Annotated in this window: 19 protein-coding genes; 10 read left to right on the plus strand and 9 right to left on the minus strand. The window is 59.6% G+C overall.

Going from position 1 to position 19,042, the window contains the following annotated elements:
- Positions 1-24: 24 nt before the first annotated feature.
- The 8 genes from ACA051_RS27360 to ACA051_RS27395 all read right to left on the minus strand — a co-directional run bounded on the left by ACA051_RS27360 (position 25) and on the right by ACA051_RS27395 (position 10,300).
- On the minus strand, positions 25-651 hold the full coding sequence (locus tag ACA051_RS27360; protein WP_497306011.1) for a hypothetical protein: 627 nt from the start codon (positions 649-651) through the stop codon (positions 25-27).
- A 1,170-nt stretch (positions 652-1,821) separates the two neighbouring features.
- On the minus strand, positions 1,822-2,388 hold the full coding sequence (locus tag ACA051_RS27365) for a GNAT family N-acetyltransferase (RefSeq protein WP_497372627.1): 567 nt from the start codon (positions 2,386-2,388) through the stop codon (positions 1,822-1,824).
- A gap of 84 nt (positions 2,389-2,472) precedes the next feature.
- The gene (gene etfB, locus ACA051_RS27370) at positions 2,473-3,243 is read right to left on the minus strand and encodes an electron transfer flavoprotein subunit beta (RefSeq protein ID WP_497372629.1); all 771 of its coding nucleotides are present in this window, start codon (positions 3,241-3,243) and stop codon (positions 2,473-2,475) included.
- A 15-nt stretch (positions 3,244-3,258) separates the two neighbouring features.
- A complete protein-coding gene (gene etfA, locus ACA051_RS27375; protein WP_497372631.1) occupies positions 3,259-4,479 on the minus strand; it encodes an electron transfer flavoprotein subunit alpha in 1,221 nt (406 codons plus the stop codon).
- Positions 4,479-6,428 carry a dimethylglycine demethylation protein DgcB gene (gene dgcB / locus ACA051_RS27380; RefSeq protein ID WP_497372633.1) on the minus strand — a complete coding sequence of 650 codons (1,950 nt, stop codon included), beginning with the start codon at positions 6,426-6,428 and terminating at the stop codon, positions 4,479-4,481. Before dgcB ends, etfA begins: the two co-directional genes overlap by 1 nt.
- 209 nt (positions 6,429-6,637) lie before the next feature.
- The gene (gene dgcA / locus ACA051_RS27385; RefSeq protein ID WP_133835677.1) at positions 6,638-8,698 is read right to left on the minus strand and encodes a dimethylglycine demethylation protein DgcA; all 2,061 of its coding nucleotides are present in this window, start codon (positions 8,696-8,698) and stop codon (positions 6,638-6,640) included.
- A 15-nt stretch (positions 8,699-8,713) separates the two neighbouring features.
- The gene (locus tag ACA051_RS27390; protein WP_497372635.1) at positions 8,714-9,244 is read right to left on the minus strand and encodes a DUF5943 domain-containing protein; all 531 of its coding nucleotides are present in this window, start codon (positions 9,242-9,244) and stop codon (positions 8,714-8,716) included.
- A 78-nt stretch (positions 9,245-9,322) separates the two neighbouring features.
- Complete coding sequence (locus tag ACA051_RS27395; RefSeq protein WP_008033250.1) at positions 9,323-10,300, minus strand: dipeptidase; 978 nt, start codon at positions 10,298-10,300, stop codon at positions 9,323-9,325.
- 236 nt (positions 10,301-10,536) lie between these two features.
- Between ACA051_RS27395 and ACA051_RS27400 the strand changes: the two genes are divergently transcribed.
- The 4 genes from ACA051_RS27400 (at position 10,537) to ACA051_RS27415 (ending at position 12,162) form a co-directional block, all read left to right on the plus strand.
- On the plus strand, positions 10,537-10,938 hold the full coding sequence (locus ACA051_RS27400) for a lysozyme inhibitor LprI family protein (RefSeq protein ID WP_497372637.1): 402 nt from the start codon (positions 10,537-10,539) through the stop codon (positions 10,936-10,938).
- A 213-nt stretch (positions 10,939-11,151) separates the two neighbouring features.
- Positions 11,152-11,406, plus strand: a complete 255-nt coding sequence (locus ACA051_RS27405) for a type II toxin-antitoxin system RelE family toxin (RefSeq protein ID WP_131060643.1) — start codon at positions 11,152-11,154, stop codon at positions 11,404-11,406.
- Entirely contained in the window at positions 11,390-11,713 is a 324-nt protein-coding gene (locus ACA051_RS27410) for a helix-turn-helix domain-containing protein (RefSeq protein WP_027926651.1), read from the plus strand. Before ACA051_RS27405 ends, ACA051_RS27410 begins: the two co-directional genes overlap by 17 nt.
- Before the next feature lie 32 nt (positions 11,714-11,745).
- Positions 11,746-12,162, plus strand: coding sequence for a DUF3010 family protein (locus ACA051_RS27415; RefSeq protein ID WP_497306024.1), 417 nt, complete (start codon positions 11,746-11,748; stop codon positions 12,160-12,162).
- A 121-nt stretch (positions 12,163-12,283) separates the two neighbouring features.
- Here the strand turns inward: ACA051_RS27415 and ACA051_RS27420 are convergent, their stop codons facing one another.
- The gene (locus ACA051_RS27420) at positions 12,284-13,243 is read right to left on the minus strand and encodes a GlxA family transcriptional regulator (RefSeq protein ID WP_219097012.1); all 960 of its coding nucleotides are present in this window, start codon (positions 13,241-13,243) and stop codon (positions 12,284-12,286) included.
- 210 nt (positions 13,244-13,453) lie between these two features.
- Between ACA051_RS27420 and choX the strand changes: the two genes are divergently transcribed.
- The 6 genes from choX to ACA051_RS27450 all read left to right on the plus strand — a co-directional run bounded on the left by choX (position 13,454) and on the right by ACA051_RS27450 (position 18,970).
- A complete protein-coding gene (choX, locus tag ACA051_RS27425; protein WP_497372640.1) occupies positions 13,454-14,398 on the plus strand; it encodes a choline ABC transporter substrate-binding protein in 945 nt (314 codons plus the stop codon).
- Between the two features lie 75 nt (positions 14,399-14,473).
- Positions 14,474-15,361 carry a 3-dehydrocarnitine:acetyl-CoA trimethylamine transferase CdhC gene (cdhC, locus tag ACA051_RS27430; RefSeq protein ID WP_497372642.1) on the plus strand — a complete coding sequence of 296 codons (888 nt, stop codon included), beginning with the start codon at positions 14,474-14,476 and terminating at the stop codon, positions 15,359-15,361.
- 209 nt (positions 15,362-15,570) lie between these two features.
- On the plus strand, positions 15,571-16,536 hold the full coding sequence (locus ACA051_RS27435; protein ID WP_497372644.1) for an L-carnitine dehydrogenase: 966 nt from the start codon (positions 15,571-15,573) through the stop codon (positions 16,534-16,536).
- Between the two features lie 142 nt (positions 16,537-16,678).
- Positions 16,679-17,155, plus strand: coding sequence for a thioesterase family protein (locus tag ACA051_RS27440; protein WP_497306029.1), 477 nt, complete (start codon positions 16,679-16,681; stop codon positions 17,153-17,155).
- Positions 17,156-17,169: 14 nt separating this feature from the next.
- Positions 17,170-18,333 (plus strand): gamma-butyrobetaine dioxygenase, encoded by a 1,164-nt coding sequence (locus ACA051_RS27445; protein WP_497306031.1) that lies wholly within the window; start codon positions 17,170-17,172, stop codon positions 18,331-18,333.
- 373 nt (positions 18,334-18,706) lie between these two features.
- Positions 18,707-18,970: a hypothetical protein gene (locus tag ACA051_RS27450; RefSeq protein ID WP_109635469.1), complete on the plus strand. Its 264-nt coding sequence runs from the start codon at positions 18,707-18,709 to the stop codon at positions 18,968-18,970.
- Positions 18,971-19,042 lie beyond the last annotated feature (72 nt).

Genomic DNA, 19,042 nt, shown 5'->3' on the forward strand with positions numbered 1-19,042 from the left:
TCACCCCACTTCAATAATGCGATGTCAGGAAAACCAGCCACTGATCCAACTGACGACAGAGTTAAAAGTGCTGCTGATCTTCTCCCATACATTCTTAAGCCAATTCAGGATGTTTTTGCCAACTTCAATAAAGAAGTTACCAATTTTGTCCAGCACCGCATTAAACAAACCTCCAAACGTATCCATAAATCCGACAACGGCGTCACCACTGGCGGGAAACTTCTTCACTTGCTCGATCGCCTCGTCGTAGATTTTATCGATACGTTTTGCAGCGGCATCCTTATCCCGATTGCGCAACTCATCGAGTTTGTTCTGATATGGGGTCGTATCGGTGGAGCCCGAACTTTCGAATGTCTCGGTCGCCTTGGTCAGCTCCGACTGGGATTGGTTAGACTGTTCATCCCCTACTTCCCGGGCCTTGGGCTCAAGATACTTAACCGCCGGATCGTTGGAGCTTTTGTTTACGTAGAGACTGCGAAGGTGGATCTGCTGCAAGCGTGGCGAGGCCATAAGTACGCCTCGCGCTTCACCGGCGGCGGATTTTTTGGCATGAACCCGCATTTCATTAAGCAGTTCGACATACGCTTCTTTGGACGGAGCAACGGCGGCATCAGCGACCGATTTGACTTTTGACTTGGCAGCTTCAGACATTTTAGAACTCCTTGTAAGTGTGTGTTAAATGCACTGGTGTTGTGCCCCGTAGACGAGGGCCGGCCAACCTGACCGGCGCCGCTCATCGCTACTCTAAAGCCCGCTCATTAAACTACCTGCCAGGCTCGATAAACCTAAGGCATAAACAATGACCCGAACGTAATCGTCCTGACGAATACGCGGTACAGCGCCATTACAATCGTCGCTAATGAGAAGAGAAATTCAGGCGGAAAACATCTGTCGAATCGTGAGCGCGAAAACAATCCATTGCACGGCTCCTGCGAAGAGGATTGAAGAGAAAAAATGTTGAACGACCCTGTTCATTTCATCGCGTGAAGGAGATTAAAGTCCCAGAGGTAAAACCTGTCAAACAGACCGATATACCCATAGGAACCTGAATGTATTTAAATTGGATATATGATAAAACATCGATGAAACCTTGTTAGCGTGCCAAGCGCTCAAAGCCCAACCCGCCCCTCAAAGCCGTAGCCTGTACAAAAAACAATCGCTTGCCTTGGCGCCCAAAGTGAGCCTGGCTTGCAGCGTTCCGCGAACAACTTATCCACACCTCAACCCACAGCAAATGTGGGCAACTCGGCTCGCCAAGCAAAAACCCACTATGGAAAGTGAAGAAAATCCGTGACTTATCCAGAAGCATGGATTTCGTCAGCGATTGGTTGTTTTTTGACCAAGCGCTCGTAAGGCACGAATTACGTGGCTTACAGAGGATGGTAAACACCTTATCCACAGAAGCGCCAACAGACTTTGGGGGCAACTTCAGCGACTCTGTGGAAAACCCCTGAAAACCGCGATTCTCCGGGGTTTTCGAGGGGTTTGTCGCGCCAAAACGGTGATTTGATCGTTTTTTAACCACCCACCTGATAAGCCCGATATACAAGGCCTGCAGCGGACAGCGAACATCTTATCCACAGATGCGCTAACAGAGATTGGGGGCAAGTATTGGCCCGCGTGCAAAGTTATCCTCTAAAAAAAGTGAGAAAAAACCGCGAGTTAGCCTGGTTGTTTTTTGTACGAAGGGTTGCAGGGCTTGATTTGTATGGGGTGCAGAGAGAGGTGAACATGTTATCCACAGAAGCGCTAACAGGGATTGTGGGTAACCTTGGGTTTTGTGTATGGCTTGGAAACGCCATCCTCAACCTCACGCATTTTTCATGGCCGGTACATCAGGTAAGCCTCACCCGTGACACGAATCATCGGATGGGGCGTGATCTGGCAGGTGTCGACAATACGGAAGCCGTGTCGCTCGTAAAACCGGCGAGCGCCGGTGTTGGCGGCGTAGTCGATCAGGCTCAAGCCATTGAGCCCCAGCTGGCTGGCTCGGTCGTAAGCGTAGGCGAGGAATTGCTTGCCCAGGCCCCGGTTTCGCCAGCCTTCATGCAGCGCCAAGCTGGAGATGTAGAGGGTGTCGGGGATTTCCATCTTCGCGTAAGGCGCCAGGACCGGATCGGTCGTCGGCTCTGCCAACGGATCGTGACGCATCACGTAGCTGTGCATCATGCCGATGACGTTGCCCTCGGACTCGGCAATGAGGCAGTTCTGCCAGGAGAAATCCACGTCGTCGCGGGCGTAACGAATGGCGCCGACGTCCAGCAAATCCTGACCGGGCTGCGCCAGTTGGCTCCAGATGTAATCGGCAGCCCCCTCCGATGTGATTTGAAACAGACGCGCAATCTCACGCGCATCGGCGCGCACTGCCGAACGAAATTCTACTGCCATTGTTTCCCCATAAATGTCGATGACACCAGCCCCCCTGTGGGAGCGGACCTGATCGCCCCCACAGGGGATAGTGGTGACATTAAGTTAGCGGACCACGCCTTCTTCTATCAGCAACTTGAGAATCGCCTCGGCTCCCGCCTCGGCGCTCAACCCATTAAGCACCTGCCCTCCGCCACCACTGGCCTTGGCCGTCGCGGCTTTCATCCGGTCCGCGCCGCTCTTGGCCTTGATCACCTTCAAGCGTTTGGGCCGTGGCTTGGCCGGTTGCAGGGTGGCGACGGCCAACAAATCATCGTCGATCACTTCGACTTCATCCGCCTGCAGCACCCCACGCCGTGCCGGGCCGTATGCGCTCTGACGAGGTTTGGGCGCCGCGTTATCCACAGTCGCGAGGAACGGCAGCCGTACCTTCAAACGACGACGCTGACCACGGGGCAAGGCTTGTAGCACCAGCGCCGAACTGCCATCAATGGATTCCACCTGAGCCAGCCCGACCACCAGCGGCCAGCCGAGGCTTTCGGCCAACAGGAACGGGAGCATGCCCGAGCCTTCACCGGTTTCCGCCTGACTGCCGGTCAGCACCACCTGTGCCCCGGCGTCGCGCAAATACGCGGTCAATGCTGGCAGCGCATCGGCGCCTTGCGGTTGTTCGAGCACATGCAGTTGTTCCAGGCCCATGCCCAGATACGCGCGCAGTGCAGGCTCGGCGACGTCGCCGGCATGCAGCACTTGCAGGTTATCCCCAGCCAGTTGCAGACCCAGTTCTACCGCCCGCGCATCCTGCTCCGCGCGACGTGGCCGGCCGGAGGTCGGGTGGGCGCCGATGGACACCAGGCTGATGATTTTCGTGCTCATAACCCTTTCCTTTCCTTAAGCCGCATCGCGCTTGGCTTCGTTGCGGTAAGCCTCTACCGCCGCGATCAAGGCTTGAAGAATCTCGGCGCTCTCGCCGATCACCGACAGGTCGGCCCGTTTGATCATGTCGCAGCCAGGGTCGAGGTTGATTGCCACCACCTTGTCGCAGGCACCGATGCCTTGCAGGTGCTGGATCGCCCCGGAAATTCCCACCGCCACGTAAACCCGCGCGGTAACCCAGGTGCCGGACGCGCCGACCTGCCGGTCGCGCGCCATGAAGCCATCGTCCACTGCCACACGGGACGCGCCTTCGGTAGCGCCCAGCGCTTCGGCGGTCCTGTGGAAAAGTCCCCAGTCTTTGACCCCGTTGCCGCCGGAGAAGATGAACTCGGCTTCGGCCATCGGAATGGCTGACGGATCCACCGCCACCGCGCCCAAATCCTCGATGCGCGAGAGACTGCGCGCGACCGCTGTGGATAACTCCACGGGCAAGGCTTCGTGACGGGTTTCGCTGACCGGTTCGGCGCACTCGACGGCGGCCAGAATCAAGCGTGCGACCGGACGCGCAAGGTCTTGCAAACCCGCACCGGCGCGGCCGATGCATTCCTGATCCTTGACCTGCCAGACCCGCGTGGCCGGGCGCTCACCCAGTGCGGCGGCAAAACGACGGCCAAGTTCACCGCCACCGCTGCGGCTATCGGGAAGCAGCCAGTGACGAGGGCTGAACTGGTTATCCACAGCCCGCAGGCCCTGGACCCGTTGTTCCGGTGCATAACCGTTGAATTCGTCGCCTTCCAGCACCAGCAAGCGATCGACGCCAGCGGTGGCGAAGGCGTTTTCTTTGTGTTCGCCGAAGACCACGGCCAAGACCGCGCCGTCCTTGCCGGCCAGTTGATGAGCCAGACCGAGCAAGTCGCGGTCGTGGCTGCTCAAGCGGCCGCCGACCATGTCCGGCACCACGCTGATGTAAAACGCAGGTGCGGGCACTTGATGCAGTGGCAACTGGACTTCAACCGCGGCCGAACGTTTGCTCGCCCCGCCCTGCTGAGCGCCGCTGCGGTCAATGCGCTTGATGCCGTTGGGGCCGATAAAGCCGATGCCGTGCAGATTCTTGCGGATGACACCGTTGGGACCCATCCAGCTGTGTTGCGCCGGTTGCATGGCTGCGTGCAGCGGGTGCAGGCGGTTACGGGCAATCCATTCGGCGCGGGGGTCGCGGCGGATAATGTCGCTCATCAGTGGGCCTCCGCAGGTTCACGTTGGGCCGGTGCAGCCGGTTTGCTCGGTGCGGCGTCTTCAAGCAACGCGTCGGCCACCAGTTCGGCGATGTCCTTGATCAGCGGTCGCGGTTCGACCACGCCTTCGAGCATTGCCGTGCACTGTGGACAACCCACGGCCACCAGTTCGGCGCCGGTTTCGCGGATGTCGTCCATGCGCATGTCGGGGATCCGTTGCTTGCCCGGAATGTCGGTGATCGGCGCACCGCCACCACCGCCACAGCAGCGCGAGCGGAAACCTGAGCGTTGCATCTCTTTCACTTCAATGCCAAGGGCGCGCAGCACTTCACGCGGCGCCTCGTATTCGCCGTTATAGCGGCCGAGGTAGCACGGATCGTGATACGTCACGCTGCTGCCTTTGTGCTGGCCAAGATTCAGGGCGCCAGCGCCGATGATTTCCGCCATGTAGGTGCTGTGGTGCTGCACGAGGTAGTTGCCGTCGAAAGCGCCGTACTCGTTTTTCAGCACGTGGAAGCTGTGCGGGTCGCAGGTGACGATGCGGTTGAAGCTGTACTTGGCCAGGGTCTGGATGTTGCGTTTGGCCAACAACTGGAACGTTGCTTCGTCGCCCAGGCGTCGAGCCACGTCACCGCTGTCACGTTCTTCGAGGCCTAGCACGGCGAAGTCGACCTTGGCCGCTTTCAGCACTTTGACGAAGGCACGCAGGGTCCGCTGGTTGCGCATGTCGAACGCACCGTCGCCGACCCAGAACAGCACGTCGACGGACTTCTTCTCGCTCATCAGGTTGAGGTTCAAATCCGCCGCCCAGTTCATCCGCCCGCCCGGAGCGAAACCGCCCGGGTTGTCAGTGGCGATCAAGTTTTCCAGGACTTCGGCGCCCTTGTTCGGGGTCGCGCCTTTTTCCAGGGTCAGATGGCGGCGCATGTCGACGATGGCGTCGACGTGCTCGATCATCATCGGGCATTCCTCGACGCAGGCGCGGCAGGTGGTGCAGGACCACAGGGTTTCAGCGTCCACCAGACCGTTGACGATCGGTTGATGCGGGTTGCCACTGTGTTCGCCAATTGCTTTGCCTGGATAGGGGCTGCCGGCGAATTTGGCATCAGTGCCACCGGCAAGGCCGACGACCATGTCTTGAATCAGCTTTTTCGGGTTCAGCGGCTGGCCGGCGGCGAACGCCGGGCACGCGGCTTCGCACTTACCGCACTGCACGCAGGCGTCGAAGCCGAGCAGTTGGTTCCAGGTGAAATCCTTGGGTTTTTCAACGCCCAGCGGCGCAGTCGGGTCGTTCAGGTCCAGCGGTTTCAAACCGGTGGAACGGCCGCCACCAAAGCGCTCGGCGCGACGGTGCCAGGCCAGGTGCAAAGCACCGGCGAAGGCGTGCTTCATCGGCCCGCCCCAGGTCATGCCGAAGAACAATTCTGTGACGCCCCACAGCACGCCGACACCGAGGATCGCCGCCACCACCCAACCTCCGAAGTTTTCCGGGAGGATGCCGGCGACCGGCAGGGTCAACAGGAAGAAGCTCGCCGAGAACGCCAACAGACTTTTCGGCAGGCGCATCCATGGCCCTTTGGACAAGCGGGCCGGAGGGTTGCGACGACGCAGAAACATGAAAATCGCACCGACGAACATCACCGTCGAGGCAATCAACAGAGCAACACCGAGAATGCGATTGTGCAGGCCGAAACCGTGAACCAGGATCGCCAGCACAATGGACGCCACCGCACCGCCAGCCGTGGCCACGTGGGTGTTGGCGATGTATTTGTCCCGCGCGACGACGTGGTGCAAATCGACCATGTAACGCTTGGGCATGGCGAACAGGCCGCCGATCAGGTCGACCTTGGAGGCACGGCCCCGGCGCCACATAGCCACCCGCCGCAACGCGCCGAGGACCGCAAGGCCCAGGGCAGCGAACAACAGGATTGGAAGAAGGGTGTTCAACATGGTGGAGCTCCCAAAGACCTCGGGGTCATGTGCGCGCCGGTAAGAGCGACGTACCTACTTGTGGCGAGGGAGCTTGCTCCCGCTGGAGTGCGAAGCGCTCCCAAAACAGCCGTCGGTGTATATCTGATACACCTCGACTGCCGGTTTTGGGGCCGCTTCGCAGCCCCGCGGGAGCAAGCTCCCTCGCCACAGGTGATGGTGGTTATCCGTTAGAAATCCTTGCACAACCGCAACGCGTCGTAGATCGCCGCGTGGGTGTTGCGCTGCGCCACGCAGTCGCCGATGCGGAACAGCAAGTAGCCGTCGCCCGCCTGGCTCAGCGAAGGTTGTGGCTTGATCGCGAACAAGGCTTCGATGTCCATCTGGCCCTTGTTGCGCGACGCTTCCTTCAGCGCGTAATAGATTTCTTCGTCCGGACGCACGCCGTTTTCGACGACGACCTGGTCCACCACCCGCTCCTCTTTGGCGCCGGTGTATTCGTTTTCCAGCACCGCCACCAACTTGTCGCCTTCGCGGTAGACCTTCTCCAGCATCATGTCGCCGGTCATGATCACTTCTTTCGGGTACATGCTGCGGTAGTACGTCGGGAACGACGTGCCGCCAATCGCTACGCCCGGCTTGATGTCGTCAGTGACGATCTCAACCTGGCTGCCCTTGTCGGCGAGGAAGTCCGCGGTGGACATCCCGGTGAACTCGCAAATGGTGTCGTAGACCAGCACATTCTTGCCCGGCGCGACCTTGCCATCGAGGATGTCCCAGCTGCTGACCACCAGGCCTTCAGCCGCGCCCCAGTGCTCGTTCTGCTCCAGGAACGGATGGCCGCCGACGGCGAGTACCACCACGTCCGGACGCAGGTCGAGAATGGTTGCCGCATCGGCTGCCACGCCCAGGCGCAGGTCGACTTTCAAACGCGCCAGCTCAAGTTGGAACCAGCGGGTGATGCCGGCGATCTGGTCCCGTTGCGGGGCTTTCGATGCGGTCGTGATCTGCCCGCCGATGAATTCTTTCTTCTCGAACAGGGTCACGTCGTGGCCACGTTCGGCCGACACGCGAGCGGCTTCCATCCCGGCAGGACCGGCACCGACCACCACCACTTTGCGCTTCACACCGGTCGATTTCTCGATGATGTGCGGCACGCCCATGTATTCACGGGAGGTCGCGGCGTTCTGGATGCACAAGACGTCCAGGCCCTGGTACTGACGGTCGATGCAGTAGTTGGCGCCGACACATTGTTTGATCTGGTCAACCTGACCCATTTTGATCTTGGCGATCAGGTGCGGGTCAGCGATGTGGGCGCGGGTCATGCCGACCATGTCGACGTAGCCGCCTTCCAGGATCCGAGTCGCCTGGTTCGGGTCCTTGATGTTCTGCGCGTGCAAAACAGGGGCCTTGACCACTTCCTTGATACCGGCCGCCAAATGCAGGAATGGCTCCGGTGGATAACTCATGTTCGGGATAACGTTGGCCAGGGTGTTGTGGGTGTCGCAACCCGAGCCCACGACACCGATGAAGTCGATCATGCCGGTGTCGTCGTAGTACTTGGCGATCTGCTTCATGTCCTCGTGGGACAAGCCGTCCGGGTGGAATTCATCACCGCACAGACGGATGCCGACGCAGAAATCCGGGCCGACTTCAGCCCGTACAGCCTTGAGCACTTCCAGGCCGAAACGCATGCGGTTTTCGAAGCTGCCGCCCCATTCGTCGGTACGTTTGTTGACTCGCGGGCTCCAGAACTGGTCGATCATGTGCTGGTGCACTGCGGACAATTCAACGCCGTCCAGGCCACCGGCCTTGGCGCGGCCAGCCGCGGTGGCGTAGTTGCCGATCACCCGCCAGATTTCCTCCGGCTCGATGGTTTTGCAGGTCGCACGGTGCACCGGTTCACGGATGCCCGAAGGCGACAGCAGGGTTGGCCAATGCTCGCCGTCCCAACGGGAACGACGGCCCATGTGGGTAATCTGGATCATGATCTTGGCACCATGCTTGTGCATGGCATCGGCCAGGTTCTGAAAGTGCGGAATGATCCGGTCGTCGGCCAGGTTGACCGACTTCCACCAGCCTTGCGGGCTGTCGATGGCCACGCTGGAGGAACCGCCGCAAATCGCCAGGCCGATCCCGCCCTTGGCTTTCTCTTCGTAATACTTGACGTACCGGTCGGTGGTCATGCCGCCGTCGGTGGCATAGACCTCGGCGTGCGCAGTGCTGAGCACGCGGTTGCGGATGGTCAGTTTGCCGATCTGGATCGGCTGGAACATTGCTTCGAAAGCCATGGCGGGTTCCTCGACTTACAACGGCTTGACGGTGAACAGGCCGTCGTCGTGGCCTTCTTCGGAGCCACCGTAAACCTGTTCGGCAACGGTGCGGATCTTGCTGCCACGGGCTTGCAGAATCTGATCCATGGCCCCGGCAAACCAACCGGTGAACATGTAGTCGACCTTGCGCCCGACCTTGCCGTACACGTAGACGAATGCAGAGTGTTCAAGCTTGACGCTGGCGGTGCCTTTGTCGAGATCGATGTCCTGGATCTTGAACAGGCCCCAGCCGCGCTGCGACAGGCGCTTCATGTAGTGCTCGAACACCGCAACGCCTTCCAGAGCGTGGCATTCAGCTTCTTTTTCACACCAGTGCCAGGCGGATTTGTAGCCGGCCTTGTAGAGGATTTCGGCGTAGGCGTCGGCGCCCAGCACTTCCTCGATGCCCATGTGGTTATTCACGAAGAAGTGACGCGGTACGTACAGCATTGGCAGGGCGTCGGAGGTCCAGACACCGGTTTCGCTGTCGACTTCGATTGGCAATTGCGGGGCGATCTTGGCCATGGAAACTTAACTCCAGAAAATTTTTGGTATTGCCCCCGGCGCGGACGGCCGGGGGAAAGGATTCAGAGGTGCTGTGGCTTACTCGCCCCAGACGTCCTTGAGGACGTTGACCCAGTTCTCGCCCATGATCTTGCGCACCACGCGCTCGGAATGGCCGCGCTTGAGCAGGGTTTCGGTCAGGTTCGGGAACTCGCCAACGGTGCGGATGCCCAGCGGGTTGATGATCTTGCCGAAGCTGGTCAGGCGGCGGGCGTAGCCCTTGTCATGGGTCAGGTATTCGAAGAAGTCCTGGCCATGACCCTGGGTGAAGTCGGTGCCGATACCGATGGCGTCTTCGCCGACGATGTTCATGGTGTATTCGATGGCTTCGGCGTAATCGTCGATGGTCGAATCAATGCCCTTGGCCAGGAATGGCGCAAACATGGTCACGCCGACGAAACCGCCGTGATCGGCGATGAACTTCAGTTCTTCATCGGATTTGTTGCGCGGGTGAATTTTCAGACCCGACGGCAGGCAATGGGAGTAGCAGACCGGCTTCTTGGATTCGAGGATGACTTCTTCGGAAGTCTTCGAGCCGACGTGGGACAGGTCGCACATGACGCCGACGCGGTTCATCTCGGCGACGATTTCACGACCGAAACCCGACAGGCCGCCATCGCGCTCGTAGCAACCGGTACCCACCAGGTTCTGGGTGTTGTAGCACATCTGCACGATACCGACGCCGAGCTGCTTGAACACCTCGACATAGCCGATCTGGTCTTCAAAGGCGTGAGCATTCTGAAAGCCGAAGAGGATGCCGGTCTTGCCCTGCTCTTTAGCCTTGCGGATATCGGCGGTGGTGCGTACCGGAATCACCAGGTCGCTGTTTTCGCGGATCAGCTTTTGGCTGGCGGCGATGTTGTTGACGGTGGCCTGGAAGCCCTCCCACACCGACACAGTGCAGTTGGCCGCGGTCAGACCGCCCTTGCGCATGTCTTCAAACAGCTCGCGGTTCCACTTGGCAATAATCAGCCCGTCGATAACGATGCTGTCGGCGTGCAATTCGGCTGGGCTCATCAGGCTGTCCCCTATTAGCGATTCGTGCGCCGAATCGTGTGCCGGCGCTTTGGGGCCAGCATATGCCTGAGGGACGGGGTAGCCGGGTGCAAAAACGACAGGGGGTTTGCCGAAAGCGTCAATCCGCGACAAAGGGTCGTTGATCGACGTAATCGCCCTCCTGTTCAAGGGCCGCTGCTTGGGCCAGAATTCGCTGCATTACTGAATAGGCACTGAAAAAAAGGGGCTGCGTCGCAATGAGAACGATCTTCCTGGCTTTGGCACTGATAGCGACCGGCGTACACGCGGCTGAAGAGTCCGACGACAACCCCTGCGACAAAGTCGAAAACGAGGTTCAGACCCTGGAATGCTCGGCCTACAGCAGAAGCACCGCCGAAGACTTGCTCAAAGACAACTACCAAAGCCTGACCGAGCGCATGCAAACGGCCTACGGCAAGAACCCGGCGCAACTGACCGACATCACCGCCAAACTCAAGGCTGCGCAGCAGCAATGGCTGAAAACCCGGGATGCGGATTGCGCGGTTGAAGCGTTTCCGGCGACGACCGGTAGCAAGGCGTTCACCATTGCGCAAAATGATTGCGTGGCGCGGATGAGTGACGAGCGGTCGGAGTTTTTGGAGTCGATTGGGCAGGAGTGATCCTGAATTTCCGTCGGAAGCTGGCACCGTCGCCGGCTTTCGATTCTCAAGAGATGCTGTTTCCTACAAACCTTGCTGACTAAACCTACAGCACTCCCTACACCTCGCAGCAGACCCTATTGCCCGGGCAATATCCCGACATGCTTCGTTAATTGGCCGAGAGAGAAATATAAGTAACGATTGGAAAATCTTATAAAAGACTTATATTCTCCCATGAACAGCATTCACTGGACTCGAAAGGCCGTTAAGCAGCTTCTGAAATTGCATTCCGCTCACCAGATCCAGGTTCGTGATGCCGTCACGGTGCTGACTGACATGCCTGATATAGGCAATGTCAAAGCACTGGTCGGTCATGACTATGCCTATCGACTTCGAGTGGGTAACTATCGAGTCATGTTCGACTGGGATGGCGCAATCAAAGTGGTCAGTATTCAAGAGGTCAAAAAACGCGATGAACGCACCTACTGACGTTCAAATCATCAATGACGCAGAGGGGAATCCTGCGTTTGTGGTCATTCCCTACGCGCAATATGTGGCGCAGAAGATTGAGCCCGATCTGATTCCCCATGAAGTGGTCAGCCGCATCGTCGATGGCGCGACGCCGATTCGCGCCTGGCGCGAACATCTGAACCTTACACAGGATGAAGTGGCCAAACGCATGGGCATTTCTCAACCTGCTTTTGCCCAGCAAGAGACTGTAGCGAAGCCTCGCAAGGCCACCCGCGAGAAAATTGCCGCGGCGTTTGGCATCACGGCTAATCAACTTGAGCTGTAGGCTGCACACAACCATTTGTGAAAGGGATCGAAATGAAAATCTGCGGCATCGAAATCAAAGGCAGCGAAGCGATCATTGCCGTCGCGTCCCTGGACGGTCAGACGCTGAGTCACGTAGCCCTGCCCACCAAGAAAATCGCCCTCGACGATGACGACGAAGCCGCGAACGTCAAAGTCTTTGCCGCTCAGGTGGCGTCGTTTGTACGCGAGAATTCCATCGACCGGATCGCGATCAAGAAGCGCAGCAAAAAAGGCGAGTTTGCCGGTGGGCCGACCACCTTCAAAATCGAGGGCGTTTTTCAGTTGCTGGAGAGTTGCGAGGTGACGTTGCTGTCGCCGCAGACGATCAATGCGCAGAACAAGAAGTTTGACTTTGCGCTGCCGGAGACGCTGAACAAGTATCAGCATGAGGCTTACAAGGCGGCCTGTTCCGCCCTGATGAAGAAATAACACCCAAGAAGATTCCCCTGTGGGAGTGAGCCTGCTCGCGATAGCGGTCCGTCATTCAAGTTGATGTTGATGATCCACCGCTATCGCGAGCAGGCTCGCTCCTACAGGGGATCTTCTGTGTTCAGACGAGCTCCCGCCCGTCTCCCAATCGTCGGCGATCTTCCCGCGGACACCGTTCAAACCGCGCCCGATAACTGCGGGTGAAATACGACGGCGATTCAAAGCCACAGGCGATACTCACTTCCAGCACACTCATGTCCGTCTGCCGAAGCAGCTGCCGCGCCTTCTCCAACCGTAATCTCAGGTAGAAATTGCTCGGCGTATCGTTCAGGTGCAACCGAAACAATCGCTCCAGTTGCCGCCGTGTCACCTTGATCGACTCCGCCAGTTCCAGCGTACTCAGCGGTGGCTCGCTGTGCTGCTCCATCTCGCCGATCACGTGCACCAGTTTTTTGTTGCTGATGCCATAACGCGTGGCGACTTCCATACGCTGGTGGTCTTTGCGCGGGCGGATGCGGCCGAGCACGAATTGTTCACTGACCTGGATCGCCAGCTCCGGGCCGTGGGCCTGGGCGATAAGGTCGAGCATCAGGTCGATGGAGGCGGTGCCGCCGGCGGAGGTGATACGCCGGCGGTCGATCTCGAACAGCTCCTGGGTGACGCTGAGCTGTGGATAAGATTCCTTGAACGCGTCGATGGCTTCCCAGTGCAGGGTCAGGCGATGGCCGTCGAGCAGGCCGGCTTCGGCGAGGACGAAGCTGCCGGTGTCGATGGCGCCGAGGGTCACGCCTTCGTTGTCCAGGCGGCGCAGCCAGTGTTCCAGCGCGGGCGTGGCGAACTTCAGCGGTTCAAAGCCGGCGACCACCAACAAGGTTGCGCCTTTCTTCAACGGCTCCAGCGCCGCGTCGGCGTTGACCGACATGCCGTTGCTGGCCAACACCGCGCCGCCATCGGCACTCAGCACATGCCAGCGATACAACTCGCCGCGAAAGCGATTGGCGACCCGCAGCGGCTCGATGGCCGAGATAAAACCGATGGCCGAGAAACCCGGCATCAACATGAAGTAGAAATCCTGGGACATGGAGCGCACTCGACTGGCAGGTAACGAGAGGGCGGGAAGCGTGTGGACGTTGATACGCCACTTGCAACAGGCATTCAAGAGGTCACGTCGCTGCAGTGCAAGAGCTGGTCGCCGCAGTGCGTTTTGACGGGGCCCAAGCTGCGTAACTTGGTCATCACCGGCGCACGAAGATGCCGGAACCCACAATAACGTCTGCCGAGGAACCCCGACATGAAACGACTGATCAGCAGCTGTGTTCTTGCACTCAGCGGTACCGCCTTCTTGAGCGCCAGCGTCATGGCGGCCGAACCTGCTTCATGCCAGAACGTGCGCATGGGCGTCGTGAACTGGACCGACGTGATCGCCACCAGTGCCATGACCCAGGTCCTGCTCGATGGCCTCGGCTACAACACCAAACAAACCAGCGCGTCCCAGCAAATCATCTTCGCCGGGATCCGCGACCAGCGCCTGGACCTGTTCCTGGGCTACTGGAACCCGCTGATGACCCAGACCATCACGCCTTTCGTCGACGCCAACCAAGTCAAGGTGCTTGAAGCGCCAAGCCTCAAGGACGCCCGCGCCACCCTCGCCGTTCCGACCTACCTCGCCGACAAGGGCCTGAAGACCTTCGCCGACATCGCCAAGTTTGAAAAGGAATTGGGCGGCAAGATCTACGGTATCGAGCCAGGCTCGGGCGCCAACACCCAGATCAAGGCCATGATCGCCAAGAACCAGTTTGGCCTCGGCAAGTTCCAACTGGTCGAGTCCAGTGAGGCCGGCATGCTCGCGGCGGTGGATCGCGCCGTGCGCCGCAAAGAAGCCGTGGTGTTCTTCGGCTGGGCGCCGCACCCGATGAACGTCAACGTGCAGATGACTTACCTCACCGGCAGCAAAGACGCCCTGGGCCCGAACGAAGGCATGGCCACGGTCTGGACCGTCACCGCGCCGAAATACGCCGAGCAATGCCCGAACATTGGCAAATTGCTGAGCAACCTGACCTACACCGCCGAAGACGAGAGCCGGATGATGCAGCCGCTGCTGGACCACAAGGACGCCTTCGAGTCAGCCAAGCAATGGCTGAAAGATCACCCGCAAGACAAGCAACGCTGGCTCGAAGGCGTGACCACCTTCGATGGCAAACCGGCCGCTGACAATTTGAAACTGACCAGTAAATAAACCCCGATTGAACTACCGACTCGCAGCCCGACCGGGCTGCGAACGGAATCATCACGCCTGCAAGGAACCCGCCTCATGAACCACGACGTCATCATCACCTGCGCACTCACCGGTGCTGGCGACACGACCAGCAAAAGCCCACACGTGCCGGTCACCCCGAAACAAATCGCCGCTGCCGCCGTGGAAGCCGCCAAGGCCGGTGCCACGGTCGTTCACTGCCACGTTCGCAACCCCGAAACCGGCAAATTCAGCCGTGACGTGGCGCTGTACCGCGAAGTGATGGAGCGCATCCGCGAGGCCGACGTCGACATCATCGTCAACCTCACCGCCGGCATGGGCGGCGACCTGGAAATCGGCGCGGGCGAGAACCCGATGGAGTTCGGCCCGAACACCGACCTGGTCGGCCCGCTGACCCGACTGGCCCACGTTGAAGCGCTGCTGCCGGAAATCTGCACCCTCGACTGCGGCACCCTGAACTTCGGCGACGGCGACACCATTTACGTGTCCACCCCGGCGCAACTGCGCGCAGGCGCCAAACGCATTCAAGAGCTGGGCGTGAAGGCCGAGCTGGAAATATTCGACACCGGTCACCTGTGGTTCGCCAAACAGTTGATCACGGAAGGCCTGCTCGACGACCCACTGTTCCAGCTGTGCCTGGGCATTCCGTGGGGCGCGCCGGCCGACACCACCACCATGAAAGCCATCGTCGACAACCTGCCAGCGAACGCGGTGTGGGCCGGCTTCGGCATCGGTCGCATGCAAATGCCGATGGCGGCACAAGCGGTGCTGCTCGGCGGCAACGTGCGGGTCGGTCTGGAAGACAACATCTGGCTGGACAAGGGTGTGCTGGCGACCAACGGCCAACTGGTCGAGCGCGCCTCGGAAATTCTCAGCCGTCTTGGCGCCCGTGTTCTGACGCCGGCGGAAGGCCGGGCAAAAATGGGCCTGACCAAGCGCGGCTGACCCTACTCACTCTTTCCCTCTGTGGGAGCGGGTGTGGCGAGGGGATTTATCCCCGTTGGGTCGCGAAGCGGCCCCAAAACCTACAACCGCGGTGTGTCAGCTACACCGCACGCAATGTTTTGCGACTGCTGCGCAGCCGAACGGGGATAAATCCCCTCGCCACAAAGCCAGATCCCACAGGGACCACCGAATTCTTTTAGGACGACGCCATGAGCTTTATCACCGAAATCAAAACCTTCGCAGCCCTGGGCAGCGGTGTCATCGGCAGCGGTTGGGTGTCCCGCGCCCTCGCCCACGGCCTCGACGTTGTCGCCTGGGACCCGGCACCCGGTGCCGAAGCCGCCCTGCGCAAACGCGTCGCCAATGCCTGGGGTGCGCTGGAGAAACAAGGCCTGGCACCGGGCGCTTCACAGGATCGGTTGCGCTTTGTCGCAACCATTGAGGAATGCGTTCGCGACGCCGATTTCATTCAGGAAAGCGCACCGGAACGCCTCGATCTGAAACTGGAACTGCACAGCAAAATCAGCGCGGCAGCCAAGCCTAATGCCTTGATCGGTTCCAGCACTTCGGGCCTGTTGCCGAGCGAGTTCTACGAGAGCTCGACCCACCCGGAACGCTGCGTGGTCGGCCACCCGTTCAACCCGGTTTATCTGCTGCCCCTGGTGGAAGTGGTCGGGGGCAAAAACACCGCGCAGGAAGCCGTTCAAGCGGCGATGAAAGTGTATGAATTCCTGGGTATGCGTCCGCTGCATGTGCGCAAGGAAGTGCCGGGGTTTATCGCCGACCGCTTGCTCGAAGCACTATGGCGCGAGGCGCTGCACCTGGTGAACGACGGTGTGGCGACCACTGGCGAAATTGACGATGCCATCCGCTTTGGCGCGGGGCTGCGCTGGTCGTTCATGGGCACATTCCTGACCTACACCCTGGCGGGTGGCGATGCGGGGATGCGCCACTTCATGGCGCAGTTCGGCCCGGCGTTGCAGTTGCCGTGGACGTACCTGCCAGCGCCGGAGCTGACCGACAAGTTGATCGATGATGTGGTGGACGGGACCAGCGATCAGCTGGGCAAACACAGCATTTCCGCGCTGGAGCGCTATCGTGATGATTGCTTGCTCGCGGTACTCGAAGCGGTGAAAACCACCAAAGAGAAGCATGGGATGGCGTTCAGCGAGTAATTTGCCAACAGGGCCGGCCCCATCGCGAGCAGGCTCGCTCCCACATTTGATTGCAGGTGTCTGATACAACTCGGTCACCTGTGGGAGCGAGCCTGCTCGCGATAGCGGTAGTCCAGTCACCACACATTCTGGATCCTTCATCATGCCCACCCTCACCACCTACCAAACCACAATCATCCCCGACTGGGTCGACTACAACGGCCACCTGCGCGATGCCTTCTATCTGCTGATTTTCAGCTACGCCACCGACGCGCTGATGGATCGGCTGGGCATGGACAGCAACAACCGCGAAGCCAGCGGCAACTCGTTGTTCACCCTCGAACTGCACCTCAACTACCTGCACGAAGTGAAGCTCGACGCCGATGTCGAAGTGCGCACCCAAATCATCGGCCACGACAGCAAACGCCTGCACCTCTATCACAGCCTGCATCTGGTCGGCGACGACAAGGAACTGGCGGGCAACGAACAAATGCTGCTGCACGTCGATCTCGCCGGGCCGCGCTCCGCACCGTTCAGCGAAGACACCCTGAGCAAGCTGCGAGCCATCGTCGCCGAGCAAACCGACCTTCCCTCCCCCGACTACATTGGCCGAGTGATCGCATTGCCCCCTAAAAAATAACAAGGAGATCGCCATTGAACACCGCCGCCGCTTTTGCCGACTTCCGTACCTACCCGTTGATCAGCGCGTTGTCCGCCGTGCAAACCCTGGCGGATCGAATTCAAGTGCAGTGGGCCGACGGTCGGGTCAGTCCCTTTCATCATCAATGGCTGCGGGACAACTGCCCTTGCCCGCTGTGCGTCTACACCGTGACCCGCGAGCAAGTACTGGAAATTGTCGACGTCGCAGAGGACCTGACACCGACAGAGGCAAACGTAGATGCCGAAGGTTGCCTTAGCGTTGAATGGCAGGACGGTCACCTCAGCCGCTTCGATCCAGGCTGGCTGCGGGCTCACGCTTATGACGATGAATCCCGCGCCGAACGCCGGGCCGGCAAACCCAAAGCCAGGCTCTGGCACAGCGATTTGCAGTTGCCGGTGTTCGACTACCAGGCGCTGATGCACGACAACGACGCCTTGCTGCACTGGCTGCTGGCGGTACGCGATATCGGCCTGACTCAAGTGCGCGGCGTGCCCACCGAACCCGGTTCGCTGAAGCTGATTGCCCAGCGGATTTCTTTCATTCGCGAGAGCAATTTCGGCGTGCTGTTCAACGTGCAATCCAAGGCCGATGCCGACAGCAACGCCTACACCGCTTTCAACCTGCCGCTACACAGCGACCTGCCGACCCGAGAGTTGCAACCGGGGCTGCAATTTCTGCATTGCCTGGTCAATGAAGCGGACGGTGGCGAGAGTATTTTTGTCGACGGCTTTGCCATTGCCCAAGCGTTGCGCGAGGAAGATCCCGAGTCGTTCAAATCCCTGTGTGAAATCCCCGTGGAGTTCCGCAACAAGGACCGCCATAGCGACTACCGCTGCCTGGCGCCGATCATTGCCCTGGATGCGTTGGGGCAGGTGTCGGAGATCCGCATGGCGAACTTTCTGCGTGGGCCTTTTGATGCATCTATCGAAGACATGCCCAAGCTGTACCGCGCTTATCGACGCTTTATTGCGATGACCCGTGAAGCACGGTTTAGGGTGATGGCGCGGCTCAATCCCGGCGAGCTGTGGTGCTTCGACAACCGCCGTACCCTCCACGCCCGCAACGCCTTCGACCCCGCCAGTGGCGCCCGGCATTTTCAAGGGTGCTATGTCGACCGTGATGAGTTGTTGTCGCGGATCCTCGTGTTGCAACGCTAGACCGCGTCATCGTTCTTCGCGGGCAAGCCTCGCTCCTACAGGAATCACGCAAAACTCTGTAGGAGCGAGGCTTGCCCGCGAATGCGTCAGCCCAGACACCTAATGCCCTCCTGATTCACAGGCAAAAAAAACCCCGATCAAGCCGTGACAGGATCGGAGCTGAGGAGGGTACTGTTGAGGAGCCGTTGCGCGAGGGTGACCAAACCTTCGTGAAGCCAGCTGAATCCAGTGTGCCCACTCTCCCCTCTCGCAAGTTAGCCGAAAACGACCTGTTCATAGGTAATGCGGCCATTGCGACAAATCATCCTTGCCGCCACCCCTTGCCCCTATGAGAATCGAATCACGACACCGTTCCCTGAAGAAGGATTGCGTCATGATGTACGCCGATTTGATTGACCAGGAAGACCTGTTGGGCCAGCTCAAGGCATTGGGATTTGCCGTGCCCCCCGGCGCTAACGCCGAGCAGGCCTGCGAGTGCGCGGTACGAGGTTTGAACAACGAACGGGCAACGGAACTGCGGACTATGGTCAAGCAGATGTACACCAGCAGCGCGACCATCCTGCCCGCTGTGCGCCAAGCGATCGACAAGCAATTGCTACCTGCGTTGGCGGAGTATCAGCAAAGCCGTAGCGCCTAAGCGGACGCCTTCGCGGGCAAGCCTCGCTCCTACAGGGTTGGCGTCGTATCGAAACATCGCGATCGATAAAAA

It is taken from the genome of Pseudomonas sp. LBUM1669 (assembly GCF_059695705.1).

Excerpts from the sequence above, each read along its gene's own strand:
- ACA051_RS27360 (WP_497306011.1), bottom strand. The coding sequence starts at position 651 with ATGTCTGAAGCTGCCAAGTCAAAAGTCAAATCGGTCGCTGATGCCGCC.
- ACA051_RS27365 (WP_497372627.1), bottom strand. The coding sequence starts at position 2,388 with ATGGCAGTAGAATTTCGTTCGGCAGTGCGCGCCGATGCGCGTGAGATT.
- etfB (WP_497372629.1), bottom strand. The coding sequence starts at position 3,243 with ATGAGCACGAAAATCATCAGCCTGGTGTCCATCGGCGCCCACCCGACC.
- etfA (WP_497372631.1), bottom strand. The coding sequence starts at position 4,479 with ATGAGCGACATTATCCGCCGCGACCCCCGCGCCGAATGGATTGCCCGT.
- dgcB (WP_497372633.1), bottom strand. The coding sequence starts at position 6,428 with ATGTTGAACACCCTTCTTCCAATCCTGTTGTTCGCTGCCCTGGGCCTT.
- dgcA (WP_133835677.1), bottom strand. The coding sequence starts at position 8,698 with ATGGCTTTCGAAGCAATGTTCCAGCCGATCCAGATCGGCAAACTGACC.
- ACA051_RS27390 (WP_497372635.1), bottom strand. The coding sequence starts at position 9,244 with ATGGCCAAGATCGCCCCGCAATTGCCAATCGAAGTCGACAGCGAAACC.
- ACA051_RS27395 (WP_008033250.1), bottom strand. The coding sequence starts at position 10,300 with ATGAGCCCAGCCGAATTGCACGCCGACAGCATCGTTATCGACGGGCTG.
- ACA051_RS27400 (WP_497372637.1), top strand. The coding sequence starts at position 10,537 with ATGAGAACGATCTTCCTGGCTTTGGCACTGATAGCGACCGGCGTACAC.
- ACA051_RS27405 (WP_131060643.1), top strand. The coding sequence starts at position 11,152 with ATGAACAGCATTCACTGGACTCGAAAGGCCGTTAAGCAGCTTCTGAAA.
- ACA051_RS27410 (WP_027926651.1), top strand. The coding sequence starts at position 11,390 with ATGAACGCACCTACTGACGTTCAAATCATCAATGACGCAGAGGGGAAT.
- ACA051_RS27415 (WP_497306024.1), top strand. The coding sequence starts at position 11,746 with ATGAAAATCTGCGGCATCGAAATCAAAGGCAGCGAAGCGATCATTGCC.
- ACA051_RS27420 (WP_219097012.1), bottom strand. The coding sequence starts at position 13,243 with ATGTCCCAGGATTTCTACTTCATGTTGATGCCGGGTTTCTCGGCCATC.
- choX (WP_497372640.1), top strand. The coding sequence starts at position 13,454 with ATGAAACGACTGATCAGCAGCTGTGTTCTTGCACTCAGCGGTACCGCC.
- cdhC (WP_497372642.1), top strand. The coding sequence starts at position 14,474 with ATGAACCACGACGTCATCATCACCTGCGCACTCACCGGTGCTGGCGAC.
- ACA051_RS27435 (WP_497372644.1), top strand. The coding sequence starts at position 15,571 with ATGAGCTTTATCACCGAAATCAAAACCTTCGCAGCCCTGGGCAGCGGT.
- ACA051_RS27440 (WP_497306029.1), top strand. The coding sequence starts at position 16,679 with ATGCCCACCCTCACCACCTACCAAACCACAATCATCCCCGACTGGGTC.
- ACA051_RS27450 (WP_109635469.1), top strand. The coding sequence starts at position 18,707 with ATGATGTACGCCGATTTGATTGACCAGGAAGACCTGTTGGGCCAGCTC.